Below are 13,076 nucleotides of genomic sequence, written 5' to 3'. Positions count from 1 at the left end.
CGCCCCGCCCCTGAGGGCGTGTGAACGGGAAGTTCATCACGTGTGGGAGAACATCCCGGTCCGGCTCAGTCCCGCTCGGGTTCAGTCCTGCTGATCCTCGTCCGCGTCGTCCTCGTCGGAATCATCGTCCTCGTCCGCGTCGTCCGCGTCGTCCTCGCCTGAGTCGTCCTCGTTCGCGTCGCCCTCGCCTGAGTCGTCCTCGTCGGAGTCGGAGTCGTCCTCGTCGTCGGAGTCGTCGTCCTCGTCCTCGTCCTCATCAGACTCGTCCTCATCCGCGGACGACTCGTCCAGTTCGTCGATGTCGACCCCGTCGACGTCGCCCGCGTGCAGGATCCGCGACCCGTCCGTGTCGAAGTCCGCGGCATCCAGGTCGTCGACGTCGTCGAGGTCCTCATCGAGATCGTCGTCCTCGTCGAGGTCGTCGTCGCCCTCCGCGGACTCGTCACCCTCGGCCGCAACCTCGTCACCGGCGGCGGCCGCCGCGGCCTGCTGCGCCTGGTATTCGGCGAGGCGGACCGCCCACGGCACCCATTCCGGGGCCAGCAGCGCGCCCTGACCGGGCAGCAGCTTCACCTCGAGCACGGTCGGCTCGGCGTCCTCGACCACAGCCAGGCTCACCGTCCAGAACCATCCCGGGTACCCCGGCAGCCGATTCTCGAAGCGCAGCGACACCACGTCGTCCGCCTCGACGGTGTAGCCGGCCGCGGGGCCGACCGTCTCGGGCGGGTGATCTCGGCGAGCGCCGTCAGTGCGAGGTCGTGGTCTTCGAGCAGCCGCTCGTCAGGCGTCGAAGTCATCAGCGACCCTGCGCAGGAGTGCGGCGACCTTCTTCGCGTGCGCCCCCGCCGGGTAGCGCCCGCGGCGCAGGTCCCCGCCGATGCCGTCGAGAAGCTTGACCAGATCTTCGACGATGACCGCCATGTCGTCGGCCGGCTTGCGGGTGCGCTTGGCCAGGCTGACCGGCGCCTCCAGCACCCGGACCGACAGCGCCTGCGGACCGCGGCGCCCGTCGGCGAGACCGAATTCGACCCGAGAGCCGGCCTTGACCACGGCGCCCGCGGGCAGGGCGGACGCGTGCAGGAACACGTCCTGACCGTCTTCCGAGGAGATGAAGCCGAAGCCCTTCTCCTCGTCGTAGAACCTGACCTTGCCGGTGGGCATGACTACCTCGCTGAAACGCGGCGCGCGCCGGTCTGGCGCGCGGATGGGGACGAAGAACGAGAGACCCGAAGGCCTCGCATCCAGCCTACGGCACGCTCGCGCGGCGGTAGGCTGATAGAGATGAGCGCGCCCACACCATCCGAGGAGATCCCGGTCCGCCGGATCGACCGCATGCTGTCGTTCACAGCCCTGGGGCTGTTGGTCCTGTCGGTCGTCTGCTTCTTCTCGATCATGATCGGCTCGGCCATGCACGCCAGCTTCGATCAGGGCCTGTGGCCGACGATCGGCGCCATCGTGTACATCGCACCGATCGTCGCGTTCCTGCTCATCCTGACTGTGGTCATCATGAGCTTCGTGCGGAGGTCGCGGGCCAACAAGGCGCGCTGAGTGGCCGACACCTCCGACGAGCGGGCGCTGGCGCGGCGCCTGGCAGGGCTCGAGCCGCACCGGCTCGCCCGACTTCTGCGCGAGCGCGGGGTCTCGCCCGCGACCTCGTGGGACGACTGCTTCGATGCGGCCGAGGGCTGCTGGATGCCGCGTCCCTCGACCGCGCGCTGACGACGCTGGCGCGGCCCGCCGTGCGAGCGCTGGCCGCCGCGGCCACGGAGCAGGGGACGGATGCCGCCGCCGACGTGGGCGACCGCTCGGCGCGCGCCGCGCTGGACGCGCTGGGCCTGCTGCGGGAGGACGGGCGCCCGTTCCGCGCCGTCGCCGAGCGCCTGGAAGCGCTGCTGGCCGAGCGGCCGGACGCGATCGCGGAGCAGCCGGCGGCGGCCGACCCGCCTGTCCCCGATGTCCGCGCACGGGCGCTGCTGGCCGAACACGCCGCCGCCGCGACCCGGGCCGTGACCGACATCGTGGCGCTGTCGGCCGACCAGCCGCTGGCCGTCACCGGCGGAGGTGCGGTCACCGCCGTCGATCGGCGGCGACTCGTCGACACGCACGTGGTCCGGGACGGCGACGAGCTCGACGACCTCCTGCGCCTGGCGGCCGACGCGGGCCTTCTCGTCCCGGTCGACCGGGCCTGGCGCGTCGCGGTGGCCGGAGACGCCTGGCTGCCGGGCTCGACCACGCAACGCTGGCAGCGCGTGGCCGTCGGCTGGCGCGACGGGCTCCCCGCGGCGCTGCGCACCGCCGACGGCGGGTACCTCCCGCCCGCCCGATGGGAGGGCGCCGTTCCCCTCGATCCCGATTGGCCGGCGACCGTGGCGGCGGTGCGCGCCCGTGCCGTGCGCTGGGGCCTGTACGACCGGGACGGGGCCGAACCGGAGTGGACTCGCGGCCTGCGCCGGGGCGCCGAGCCGGACGCGGCGGCGCTGACCGCCCTCCTCCCCGCCGAGATCGACTCCGTCTATCTGCAGGCCGATCTGACGGCGATCGCGCCCGGCCCGCTGCGCTCCGCCGTGGATCTGCGGCTGCGCACGATGGCCGTCCGCGAATCGCAGGCCCAGGCATCCACCTACCGCTTCACCGCCGACAGCCTCGCCGCGGCGGTCGCCGGCGGCGAGGACGCGACCTCGCTGCGCGACTTCCTGTCCACCATCTCGCTGACCGGCATCCCGCAGCCGCTGGACTACCTGATCGCGCAGACGGCCGCCCGGCATGGGCTCGTGCGTGTGGGCACGGATGCCACGACCGGCCGCACCCGGGTCACCGGCGCCGATCCGCAGGTGCTGCGCACGATCGCGGTCGACCAGTCGCTGCGGTCGATCGGGCTGATGCCGGACGGAGCGGCGCTCACCTCGCGCGTGTCGCGGGATGCCGTGTTCTGGACGCTCGCCGACGCCCGCTACCCGGTGGTCGCGGTCGACGCGGCCGGGCAGCCCGAACCGCTCGCCCGCCGCCACGCCCCCGTCCCGGCGGCACCGCCCGCCGACCCTGCCGCACCGCTCCTGCCGCTGGCGCACGCGCTGCTCGCGCACAGCGCAAGCCGATGCGGATGCCGCGTGGCTGCGCCGCGAGCTCGACCAGGCCGTGCGTACCCGCAGCGAGATCACCGTCACGGTGCGGATGCCCGACGGCGGCGAGCGCGAGTTCACCCTGGCCGTGACCGGACTGGGCGGCGGACGCCTGCGCGGACGCGACCGCGCCGCCGACATCGAGCGCACCCTCCCCGTGGCGAGCATCGTGGGCGTGCGGCCCGGGTAGACTGGACAGTTATGTCCGACGGCCCCCTCATCGTCCAGAGCGACCGCACCGTCCTGCTGGAGGTGGCGCACCCGGACGCCGAGAGCGCCCGCCACGAGTTGGCGATCTTCGCCGAGCTGGAACGCGCTCCCGAGCACATCCACACCTACCGCATCACCCGGCTCGGGCTGTGGAACGCGCGCGCCGCCGGGCATCAGGCCGACGACATGCTGGCCACCCTCGAGCGGTGGTCGAAGTTCCCGGTGCCGCCGTCGGTGTCGATCGACATCCGCGAGACCGTCAACCGGTACGGGCGTCTGGTCATCGACCGGGATGCCGACGGCCAGCTGATCCTGAAGTCCACGGATGCCGCGGTCCTGACCGAGGTGTCCAAGAACAAGCGCATCCAGCCGCTGCTGGTCGGGCATCCCTCCGCCGACGTGTACCTGGTCGACGCCTGGGCGCGCGGTCACATCAAGCAGGAGCTGCTGAAGATCGGCTGGCCGGCCGAGGACCTCGCCGGGTACACGCCGGGCACGCCGCATCCGATCGACCTCGCCGAGCAGGACTGGAGTCTGCGCCCGTACCAGCGGCACGCGGTCGACATCTTCACCGAGGGCGGCTCGGGCGTCGTGGTGCTGCCCTGCGGCGCGGGCAAGACCCTGGTCGGGGCCGGGGCGATGGCGGCCACCAAGACGACCACCCTCATCCTGGTGACCAACACGGTCAGCGCCCGGCAGTGGCGCGACGAGCTCGCTGCGCCGCACGAGCCTGACCGCGGACGAGATCGGCGAGTACTCCGGCCAGGTCAAAGAGGTCAAGCCGGTCACGATCGCGACCTACCAGATCCTCACGGCGAAGCGGAAGGGGCAGTACGCCCACCTCGCCCTGCTGGACGCGCTGGACTGGGGTCTGATCATCTACGACGAGGTGCATCTGCTGCCCGCGCCGGTGTTCAAGCTCACCGCCGACCTGCAGGCGCGGCGGCGCCTGGGCCTGACCGCCACCCTGGTGCGCGAGGACGGCCGCGAAGGCGACGTGTTCAGCCTGATCGGCCCGAAGCGCTTCGATGCGCCGTGGAAGGAGATCGAGTCGCAGGGCTTCATCTCACCGGCCGTCTGCTATGAGGTGCGGGTCGACCTGCCCGACGACGACCGGCTCGAGTACGCGGCATCCGCCGACGACGAGCGGTACCGACTCGCGGCCACGGCGCCGGCCAAGATCGGCGTGGTCAAGGATCTGGTGGCCAAGCACCGAGGCGAGCGGATCCTGGTGATCGGCCAGTATCTGGATCAGATCGACGTGCTGGCCGAGGCGCTGGACGCTCCGAAGATCACCGGGGCGACCCCGGTGGACGAGCGCGAGGAGCTGTACCAGGCGTTCCGGGTGGGCGAGATCGAGGTGCTGGTCGTCTCGAAGGTCGCGAACTTCTCGATCGATCTGCCCGAGGCATCCGTGGCCATCCAGGTGTCGGGGTCGTTCGGCTCGCGGCAGGAGGAGGCCCAGCGGCTGGGCCGCCTGCTGCGACCGAAGGAATCAGGGCACACCGCGAGCTTCTACACCCTGATCGCCCGGGACACCGTCGACCAGGACTTCGCCCAGAACCGGCAGCGGTTCCTCGCCGAGCAGGGCTACGCGTACACGATTCTGGACGCGGACCGGCTCGCCGCCTGAGCTGCGCCCGACCCAGCACGCCCAGGCACCGCGCGCCGGGTCAGCAGAAGGAGATCCGGACGGAGAAGGAGCTCCGGCCGGGAAACGCCTTCCCTCGCCCGAATCTCCTTCTCGCGGCGGCCGGTGCCGGCTACTGCGCCGTGATCCGGTCGAGCGCCACCGGCACATACGGGCTGTGCGCGGACAGGTAGTCCGCGAACGCATCGATGTCCAGGCCGCCGTAGTAGACGTTCTGCGCGTCGAGGAATGTGGGGAACCCGTCTCCGCCGCCGGCGAGGAAGTTGTTCGTCACCACCCGATACGTCGCCGTGTCATCCAGCGGCTGCCCGTTCAGCGTCACCGCGCCGAGCGTGGTGCCCGAGTAGGAGTATGCGAAGCCGTCGCTGACCTGCAGGATCTTGCGGCTCGCGGCGTTCGGTCCGCTCCACTGCTCGTTCAGCAAGCTGCTTCGAGCCTGCGCACCGGTCAGGTCGAGCGAGACCAGGTAGTTGTTGAACGGCTGGACCGTGAACGCCTCCTCGAACGTGACGTCTCCCGGCGCCTCGCCCCACGACGACGCGTCGTAGACGAGATCGGTGCGGATCCCGCCGGGGTTCATCAGCGCGATCACGGGCGCACCGTACGAGCCGACGACACTGGGGTCGGCCAGCTGCGCGTCGGCGATCAGGTCGCCCAGCGCCGATTCGCCCGCGGCGTCCTGCGTGCGCGTCACGTCACCGGTGATCTGCCCGATCACCTTGCTGGCGATCGGCTTGACCAGCTCCTTGTAGCGAGCGATGATCCCGGTCTCGGCGGCGTCCTTGGCGACGTCCCGGGTGACCAGCATGTTCGCGCTCGACACCGAGGTGCGCACGATGTCCTGCGTACGCCGGTCGTAGGTGAGCGTCGTGTCCGTGTACAGGCGTCCGAACGACGATGCGGATGTCACCATCCGGTCGTTGCCGGCGGGGTCCTTGATGTCGCACACGTACGGCTGGTGGGTGTGCCCCGAGACGATCATGTCGATGGCCGGATCGAGGTTCTTCGCGATCGGGATGATCGGACTGGTCGGATCCAGCTGGGCCCCGTTCGCACACGCGGCGTCGTAGGACGGGTTCACCGTGTACGGCGTTCCGTCGTGGTACCAGGTCTGCTGCCCGGGCACGCCGCCCTGGTGGATGAGCACCACGATCGCGTTGACGCCCTTCTTCTTCAGCACCGGGACCAGCGCGTTCGCGGTGGCGACCTCGTCCCGGAACTGCAGACCGGCCACGCCCGAGGCGGTGACGATCGACGGGGTGTCCTTCAGCGTCATCCCGATGAAGCCGATCTTCACGCCCTTGATCTTCTTGATCGCGTAAGCGGGGAGGATCGTCGTGTCCGTGCCGGCCTTGACGACGTTCGCCGCGAGGTAGTCGAAGCTCGCGCCGGGGAACGTGCCGTCGGGGCAGGAGTTCTGATTGTTCGCACCGTCGCCGTCATCGATGCAGCCGCCGTCGGCCATGCGCTGCAAGCTCGCGGTAGCCCTCGTCGAACTCGTGGTTGCCCACGGCCGACACGTCGAGCTTGAGCGCGTTCATGGCGAGGATCGACGGCTCGTCGTGGAATGCGCCGGACAGCAGCGGCGAGGCGCCGATGAGGTCGCCCGCGGCCACCGTGAGGGAGTACGGATGCCCCTTCCGGGCATCGGCGAGGTGGGTGGCCAGATACTCCACACCGCCCACGTTCTCGGTCACATCGCTGACCGCGCCGGCGGCGTTGACGGCGTGGTCGACGACCAGCCTCCCGCTTGAGCCGGCCGGGGCCTCGAGGTTGCCGTGGAAGTCGTTGAACGACAGCAGCTGGACGTCGACCGTCGGACCGTTGGGAGTGTTCGGGTGGGGGTCCTTGGGCGCGGCCTGGGCCGGTGCGCTCAGCGCCACGGCCAGTGCCGCGGTGATCGCGATCGCGGCCGCTCCTGCGATCCGTCCGGTCTTCCTGCGAGATGTCACGGGGTGTCTCCGTTCTGCGAGGCGCATCGTCGACGGGGTGTGTCGTGCGCGCGATGGGACAGAACCTAGCGCACGACGGCGTCCAACTGAACCTTTCAGATGAATTCGCCCTGAACGCACTGAACGACGTCAGCGCGCGTAGCGCAGGAACACGAACCCGTCGTCGTCGCGCAGGATGCTGCGCAAGCCCGAGGGCTCGGTCCCCTTCCGCGGCCCCCTGCGCGATCCGTCCCGCTCCCCCGCCGACCACGCGCGGGGCGAGGGTGAGACACAGCTCGTCCACGACATCTGCGTCCAGCAGCGACCCGAACAGATGCGGCCCGCCCTCGCTGAGGATCTGCGGCATCCCCCGGTCGGCCAGCGCCGCGACCATCAGGGACAGGTCTACCGTCGCGTCGCCGCACACGATCACATCGGCGACCTCGGCGAGCGCTTCGCGCCGTGCCGTCGGCGACGCCGCCCGGGTGATGACGAGCGGGCGGGCGGATGCCTCGGTGAACACGGCGGCGGCCGGTGACAGGTCCAGCCGCCCGCTGACGATCGCCAGGCGGGGCACCGGCGACAGTCCGTGCGCACGCCGCCACGCGGCATCCTCCGGCTGCGGAGCCACCCCGCCGTAGCCCTCGACGCGCACGGTGCCGGCGCCCACGAGGACGACGTCGGCCATGGCCCGCAGCACCTCCATCAGCGCACGGTCGGTCTGGCCGCCCAGCGGCCCGCTGCGTCCGTCCAGCGTCACGGCGCCGTCCGCACTGGAGACGAAATTCATCCGCACCCGCGGCGTGGCGCGGTCATCGAGCGCGTAGCCGGCGAACAGCTCGCCCCGGGTGGGTGTCATGCGTTCCCCTCGGGCTTGGTGTTGTGCAGTTCGTACACCGGCTCGCGCCAGCCCAGGATCGCCTCGACCATGCGCAGCGCGTCGACGGTCTCGACGACATTGTGCGCGCGCACGATCCGCGCACCCTGCAGGACGCAGAAGACCGCGGTGGCCAGCGACCCGGGCAGGCGCTGGTGTCGCTCGCGTCCGAGCGCCTCGCCGACGAAGTCCTTGTTCGATGCGGCCACGAGCATCGGCAGCCCGATGTCGGCGAGCTCGCCCAGGCGTCGCGTGAGCTCGAGCGACTGCCGTGTGTTCTTGTTCAGGTCGTGACCGGGGTCGACGATGATCCGCTCCCGCGGCACGCCGTGGCCCACGGCGAGGTCGACACGCGCGCGCAGGAACTCCCCGACTTCGGCGACCACGTCCTGGTAGTGCGGCAGCGGCAGCTGGGTGCGGGGAGCGGCCAGGCTGTGCGCCACCACGAGGGTCGCGTCCGAGTCGGCCACGACATCCGCCATGGCCGGATCATGCACTCCGGTGGTGTCGTTGATCACGGCGGCTCCGGCGGCGATCGCCGCCTTCGCGACCGCGGGCTGGAAGGTGTCCACGCTCACCGCCCCCAGCGGCGACAGCTCGCGCACGACCGGGAGGACCCGCCGCAGCTCGTCCTCCACCGGCAGCGCCGGCCCCGGTGCGAACTTCACTCCGCCCACGTCCACCAGCGCCGCGCCGGCGGCGAACGCCGCGGCGCCCGAGGCGACCGCGGCATCCAGCGCGAACGTGGCGCCCTTGTCGTAGAACGAGTCCGGCGTCCGGTTGACGATCGCCATCACGGCCGTCTGCCGCGAGAAGTCGATGTCGCGTCCGCCGATGCGGCGCACCGGATGCTCCAGCCGGGGCATCACGAGGGCGTCCGGTCTCACGCGGTGGCCAGACCGTCGAGGGGGGCCTGCGCGTCGGTCAGGGCGTCCAGGTCCACATCCCGACCGGAGCGGATGAGCTCCTGCACGGTCTCGTTCACGTCCCACACGTTCACGTTCATGCCGCCGACGACCCGCCGCCCCTGCACCCAGAACGCGATGAACTCGCGCGCGTCCACGTCGCCGCGGATCACCATCTGCGCGTCCTTCATCAGCGGCGGGTAGCCGCTGAGCTCCATGCCCAGGTCGTACTGATCGGTGTAGAAGTACGGGATCATGTCGTGCACGGCATCCTGCCCCAGCATGACCTTGGCCGCGACGGGGCCGGCGTTCAGTGCGTTCGCCCAGTGCTCGCTTGCGCAGCCGCTGCTTCAGCAGCGGGTGCATCGCGTTGGCGACGTCGCCGGCGGCGAGCACGTCGGCGGCGCTGGTGCGCAGCGACGCATCGGTGAGGATGCCGTGGTCCACCTCGATGCCGGCGGCCTCGGCCAGCTGCGTGTTCGGGATGGCCCCCACGCCGATCAGCACGAGGTCGGCGGGCACCGTCTCGCCGTCCACGACGACACCGGTCGCCCGGTCGGTCCCCTCGATCCGCTCGACGTTCACGGAGGTGCGCAGGTCGACGCCGTGCTCCTCGTGCAGCGTGCGGAACACGTTCCCCATCTGGTCGCCCAGGGCGACCGCCAGCGGAACGGGATCGCGCTCCAGGATCGTGACCTCGTTGCCGAGCTGGCGGGCGGTCGCGGCGACCTCCATCCCGATCCAGCCGGACCCGATGAGCACCAGCCGCTTGCCGCCGCCGGACAGCTTGCGCCTTCAGCGCCTCGGAGTCGTCGAGCCGGCGCAGCATGTGCACCCCGTCCAGGTCGTGGCCGGGGATCGGCAGCGCGCGCGGGAACGAGCCGGTCGCCAGCAGCGTTGTCGTAGCCGAGGGTCGTGCCGTCCGACAGCGTGACCTCGTGCGCTGCGGGATCGACCGCGGTCACGGCGGTGGAGACGCGCACGTCGACCCGCTGCTCGCGGTACCAGTCGTCGGGATGCAGGATGACGGCATCCCGCCCCTCGTCACCCTTCAGGAACCCCTTGGACAGCGGCGGGCGCTGGTACGGCGTGTGCGGCTCGTCGGCGATCACCACGATCTCGCCGTCGTACCCCTCGGTGCGCAGCGTCTCCGCCGCCGTGCCGGCGGCCAGACCGCCCCCGACGATGACCATGCGTGTCATGGCGTTCCCCTCTCGTTCCTGTCTCGTGTCCGATGTCTCTTGTCGTGTCAGCGCGCGCGGGCGAAGCGCGCCCGCAGGACCTCATCGTCCCGCAGCGCACCGCGGAACGCACTCGTGGTCGTCGTCGCGCCGGTGGCCCGTACGCCGCGCAGCGACATGCACAGGTGCTCGGCCTCGAGCACGACCCCCACGCCGCGGGGCTCCAGCATCCGCTCGAGATGCTCGGCGATCTGGGCGGTCAGCGCCTCCTGCACCTGCAGGTCGCGGGCGAACAGCTCGACGACGCGGGCGAGCTTGGACAGCCCCACGATCCGGTCGCCGGGCAGATAGCCGACGTGGGCGACGCCGCGGAAGGGCAGCAGGTGATGCTCGCACAGCGAGGTGAACGGGATGTCGCGGACCAGCACGAGCTCGTCGTACCCGTCTTCGTTCGGGAACGTCGTCAGCGCGAACGGCCGCGGCTCGATCAGCTCGCGCAGTCCGGCGACCACCCGGCGCGGGGTCTCGGCCAGGTGCGGGTCGGCGACATCGCGGCCCAGCGCCCGCAGGCGCGGCGACCGCCCGCTCGGCGGCGACCACGTCGACGCGGGGTTGGTCGTCCTCGACGGCCTCGAGCGGGGTCACCGGTGCGGATGACGTCTGGATTCCGATGGACATGCCCTTGCCGGCCCCTTCCGGCGCCGGCCGGATGTCGGTGCCCGAGTCCGACGCTAGCCCCCGCGAATTCTTTTGTCAAGAATCACATTTTTAGAGTACGATGGGGCCCATGAGTGTTCTCTCCGGGAATCGGGCGGACGCACTGGGTGCGCTCGGGGATCCGATGCGCCGCCGCGTGTACGACGTGGTCGCCCGCGCGCACGACGCGGTGGGGCGGGATGCCGCGGCCGCAGCCGCCGGCATCCCCCGATCCACCGTGGCCTTCCACCTCGACCGCCTGGTCGAGGCGGGTCTGCTCACGGTCGAGTACCGCCGCCTGTCCGGCCGCAGCGGGCCCGGGGCCGGGCGGCCCGCGAAGCTGTACCGCGCGGTGGCGGGCGAGCTGGTGGGGTCGATCCCCGAGCGGCACTACGAAGTGGCCGGCGACCTGCTGGCCTCGGCCGCAGAGCGGGCCGACCGGGACGGCGTCCCGATGCGCGACGCGGTCACCGCGCAGGCCCACGAGCTGGGCGCAAGCTCGGCCACGACGCCGGCACCGTCGAAGGCGCCCTGACCTCCTGCGGCTACGCACCCGAACCGGACGGCCAGGGCGGTCTGATGCTCGGCAACTGCCCCTTCCACGTGCTCGCGGCACGGCACACGGACCTGATCTGCGGGGCGAATCTGGCCCTCGTGCAGGGCATCGTGGGCGCCGTCGACGACCCGCGCACCCCACATCTGATCCCCCGCGACGGGCACTGCTGCGTCGAAATCCGCGCCGCCCAGGCCGAGCCGGATGGTGGCGCCGTGCGCGAACATCCCACACGATCAAAGCCCGGGTCACCATAATGGGCACATGACCGCACCGCGCATCCTTGTCGTCGACGACGAACCGAACATCCGCGATCTGCTGATCACGAGCCTGAGATTCGCAGGCTTCCAGGTGCGCGCCGTCACCAACGGCGCGCAGACCATCTCCGCCGTGCTCGAGGAAGAACCCGACCTCATCGTCCTCGACGTGATGCTGCCGGATATGAACGGCTTCAGCGTCACCAAGCGCCTCCGCGGCGCCGGCTACACCGCGCCGATCCTGTTCTTGACCGCCAAGGACGAGACCGAGGACAAGATCGAGGGGCTCAACGCGGGCGGCGACGACTACGTCACCAAGCCGTTCAGCCTCGACGAGATCGTGGCCCGCATCCAGGCGATCCTGCGCCGCACGATGCAGACCGACGAGGAGTCGGTGATCCGCGCGGGCGAGCTGACGATGGACCAGGACACGCACGACGTGTTCGTCGGCGACGCGCAGATCGAGCTGAGCCCGACCGAATTCAAACTGCTGCGCTACCTGATGCTGAACCCGAACCGGGTGCTGAGCAAGGCGCAGATCCTCGACCACGTGTGGGAGTACGACTTCAACGGCGATGCCGGGATCGTGGAGAGCTACATCTCGTATCTGCGCCGAAAGATCGACCCGCATTCCTCCGAGTCGCTGATCCAGACCAAGCGCGGCTTCGGATACATGCTCAAGGCGGGCAAGCCCGCGTGACGCGGGCCGTCTCCGGGAGCGCGCCCTGACGACTCCGCAGCCCGACGCCGTCACCGGATGGTGGCGCGCGCTGAGCCTGCGCGCCAAGGTCACCGGCGTCACCGTCGCGGTGCTGGCCATCGGCCTGTTCGTCTCCGGGACGGGGACGATGATCTTCCTGCGCAACGCCCTGGATGCCAACCTCGACGCCCAGGTGCAGCGCTGGCCGGCACCGACATCGCCAAGGGCGTCTTCGACATCACCGTCGCCGGCGACGAGGTCACGTTCACGCCGAACAAGTCCGCGCCGGTGGACTACTCCGCATCCGGCTACTTCGTCGCGGTCTACGACGCCGAGGGGACGATGCTGGCCTCGGCGGGGCCGAACACCGAGAACACGCCGAAGTTCCCGACGTCCATGACCACGCAGGAGACCGCCATCCGCGGCTCGCGGCCGTTCGACGTGGCCGGCACCGCGGGCGTGGGCTTCCGCGCGAGCGTCACCCCCTTCCAGGTGAACTCCCGCGCCGAGTTCTACACCCAGCTGGTCGCGCTGCCCACGTCATCCGTCAGTCGCATCATCGGCACGTTCCTGGGCATCTACAGCATCCTGGCCGTCCTGACCATCCTGATCGGCGCGCTGGTGACCCGCGGAGTGGTCACCCTCGCCTTCCGGAGCCTCAGCCAGGTCGAGACCACCGCCATGTCGATCGCCGCCGGCGATTTCAGCCAGCGGATGACCAAGATCGAGCCCGAGCACACCGAGGTCGGGCGGCTGAAGATCGCCATCAACGCGATGCTGGCCCGCCTGGATGCCGCGCTCGGTCAGCGGGATTCGGCCGTCCGGCAGATGCGCCGGTTCGTGGGCGACGCGAGCCATGAGCTGCGCACCCCGCTGGTCACCGTGCGCGGATACGCGGAGCTGTACCGGATGGGCGCGATCCGCAGCGACGAGGACGTGGCCACCGCGTTCGAGCGGATCGAGAAGGAAGCCATCCGGATGGGGGCCCTGGTGGAG

12 protein-coding genes and 6 pseudogenes are annotated in these 13,076 nt (G+C 70.8%); 8 read left to right on the top strand and 10 right to left on the bottom strand.

Annotation, left to right across the window (positions count from 1 at the left end):
- Positions 1-81: 81 nt before the first annotated feature.
- Both L2X98_RS15925 and L2X98_RS15920 read right to left on the bottom strand, forming a co-directional pair.
- The gene (locus tag L2X98_RS15925) at positions 82-675 is read right to left on the bottom strand and encodes a DUF3027 domain-containing protein (protein ID WP_354002830.1); all 594 of its coding nucleotides are present in this window, start codon (positions 673-675) and stop codon (positions 82-84) included.
- 105 nt (positions 676-780) lie between these two features.
- A complete protein-coding gene (locus L2X98_RS15920; RefSeq protein ID WP_259611558.1) occupies positions 781-1,161 on the bottom strand; it encodes a cold-shock protein in 381 nt (126 codons plus the stop codon).
- A gap of 120 nt (positions 1,162-1,281) precedes the next feature.
- Between L2X98_RS15920 and L2X98_RS15915 the strand changes: the two genes are divergently transcribed.
- The 4 genes and pseudogenes from L2X98_RS15915 to L2X98_RS15900 all read left to right on the top strand — a co-directional run bounded on the left by L2X98_RS15915 (position 1,282) and on the right by L2X98_RS15900 (position 4,962).
- Positions 1,282-1,548, top strand: coding sequence for a multidrug ABC transporter ATPase (locus tag L2X98_RS15915; protein WP_259611557.1), 267 nt, complete (start codon positions 1,282-1,284; stop codon positions 1,546-1,548).
- Positions 1,549-1,719 (top strand): hypothetical protein, encoded by a 171-nt coding sequence (locus L2X98_RS15910; RefSeq protein ID WP_259611556.1) that lies wholly within the window; start codon positions 1,549-1,551, stop codon positions 1,717-1,719.
- Positions 1,656-2,819 (top strand): annotated as a pseudogene (locus tag L2X98_RS21745) (helicase-associated domain-containing protein); the annotation flags it as partial. The gene L2X98_RS15910 and the pseudogene L2X98_RS21745, both read left to right, overlap by 64 nt.
- Positions 2,820-3,320: 501 nt before the next feature.
- Positions 3,321-4,962: pseudogene (locus L2X98_RS15900) on the top strand (DNA repair helicase XPB).
- Between the two features lie 130 nt (positions 4,963-5,092).
- Here the strand turns inward: L2X98_RS15900 and L2X98_RS15895 are convergent.
- From L2X98_RS15895 to folE, 8 genes and pseudogenes are all read right to left on the bottom strand, one after another.
- A complete protein-coding gene (locus tag L2X98_RS15895; protein ID WP_259611555.1) occupies positions 5,093-6,445 on the bottom strand; it encodes a bifunctional metallophosphatase/5'-nucleotidase in 1,353 nt (450 codons plus the stop codon).
- Complete coding sequence (locus L2X98_RS15890; RefSeq protein WP_259613421.1) at positions 6,420-6,932, bottom strand: metallophosphoesterase family protein; 513 nt, start codon at positions 6,930-6,932, stop codon at positions 6,420-6,422. Before L2X98_RS15890 ends, L2X98_RS15895 begins: the two co-directional genes overlap by 26 nt.
- A gap of 277 nt (positions 6,933-7,209) precedes the next feature.
- Positions 7,210-7,701 (bottom strand): annotated as a pseudogene (locus L2X98_RS15885) (dihydrofolate reductase family protein); the annotation flags it as partial.
- Between the two features lie 65 nt (positions 7,702-7,766).
- Positions 7,767-8,654 carry a dihydropteroate synthase gene (gene folP, locus L2X98_RS15880; protein WP_259613358.1) on the bottom strand — a complete coding sequence of 296 codons (888 nt, stop codon included), beginning with the start codon at positions 8,652-8,654 and terminating at the stop codon, positions 7,767-7,769.
- Positions 8,655-8,671: 17 nt separating this feature from the next.
- Positions 8,672-8,977, bottom strand: a complete 306-nt coding sequence (locus tag L2X98_RS21740) for an oxidoreductase C-terminal domain-containing protein (protein ID WP_354003076.1) — start codon at positions 8,975-8,977, stop codon at positions 8,672-8,674.
- 136 nt (positions 8,978-9,113) lie between these two features.
- Positions 9,114-9,428: pseudogene (locus tag L2X98_RS21735) on the bottom strand (FAD-dependent oxidoreductase); the annotation flags it as partial.
- A gap of 173 nt (positions 9,429-9,601) precedes the next feature.
- Positions 9,602-9,886, bottom strand: a pseudogene (locus L2X98_RS21730) (FAD-dependent oxidoreductase); the annotation flags it as partial.
- A 56-nt stretch (positions 9,887-9,942) separates the two neighbouring features.
- Positions 9,943-10,386: a GTP cyclohydrolase I gene (gene folE, locus L2X98_RS15870; protein ID WP_435526213.1), complete on the bottom strand. Its 444-nt coding sequence runs from the start codon at positions 10,384-10,386 to the stop codon at positions 9,943-9,945.
- Between the two features lie 275 nt (positions 10,387-10,661).
- Here folE and L2X98_RS15865 point away from each other — a divergent pair, with 275 nt between their 5' ends.
- The 4 genes and pseudogenes from L2X98_RS15865 to L2X98_RS21725 all read left to right on the top strand — a co-directional run.
- Entirely contained in the window at positions 10,662-11,105 is a 444-nt protein-coding gene (locus L2X98_RS15865; protein WP_259611554.1) for a helix-turn-helix domain-containing protein, read from the top strand.
- A 44-nt stretch (positions 11,106-11,149) separates the two neighbouring features.
- The gene (locus L2X98_RS15860) at positions 11,150-11,380 is read left to right on the top strand and encodes a helix-turn-helix domain-containing protein (RefSeq protein WP_259611553.1); all 231 of its coding nucleotides are present in this window, start codon (positions 11,150-11,152) and stop codon (positions 11,378-11,380) included.
- Positions 11,381-11,387: 7 nt separating this feature from the next.
- The gene (locus L2X98_RS15855) at positions 11,388-12,080 is read left to right on the top strand and encodes a response regulator transcription factor (RefSeq protein WP_259611552.1); all 693 of its coding nucleotides are present in this window, start codon (positions 11,388-11,390) and stop codon (positions 12,078-12,080) included.
- 57 nt (positions 12,081-12,137) lie between these two features.
- Positions 12,138-13,046: pseudogene (locus tag L2X98_RS21725) on the top strand (histidine kinase dimerization/phospho-acceptor domain-containing protein); the annotation flags it as partial.
- Positions 13,047-13,076 lie beyond the last annotated feature (30 nt).

Source organism: Microbacterium elymi (genome assembly GCF_021582895.2).
Taxonomy (GTDB): domain Bacteria; phylum Actinomycetota; class Actinomycetes; order Actinomycetales; family Microbacteriaceae; genus Microbacterium; species Microbacterium humicola.
Note: the sequence above shows the minus strand (reverse complement) of the source record. Positions and strands in the feature narration are given on the sequence as shown.

Excerpts from the sequence above, each read along its gene's own strand:
- L2X98_RS15920 (WP_259611558.1), bottom strand. The coding sequence starts at position 1,161 with ATGCCCACCGGCAAGGTCAGGTTCTACGACGAGGAGAAGGGCTTCGGC.
- L2X98_RS15915 (WP_259611557.1), top strand. The coding sequence starts at position 1,282 with ATGAGCGCGCCCACACCATCCGAGGAGATCCCGGTCCGCCGGATCGAC.
- L2X98_RS15895 (WP_259611555.1), bottom strand. The coding sequence starts at position 6,445 with ATGGCCGACGGCGGCTGCATCGATGACGGCGACGGTGCGAACAATCAG.
- folP (WP_259613358.1), bottom strand. The coding sequence starts at position 8,654 with ATGCCCCGGCTGGAGCATCCGGTGCGCCGCATCGGCGGACGCGACATC.
- L2X98_RS21740 (WP_354003076.1), bottom strand. The coding sequence starts at position 8,977 with ATGCTGGGGCAGGATGCCGTGCACGACATGATCCCGTACTTCTACACC.
- L2X98_RS15865 (WP_259611554.1), top strand. The coding sequence starts at position 10,662 with ATGAGTGTTCTCTCCGGGAATCGGGCGGACGCACTGGGTGCGCTCGGG.
- L2X98_RS15860 (WP_259611553.1), top strand. The coding sequence starts at position 11,150 with ATGCTCGGCAACTGCCCCTTCCACGTGCTCGCGGCACGGCACACGGAC.
- L2X98_RS15855 (WP_259611552.1), top strand. The coding sequence starts at position 11,388 with ATGACCGCACCGCGCATCCTTGTCGTCGACGACGAACCGAACATCCGC.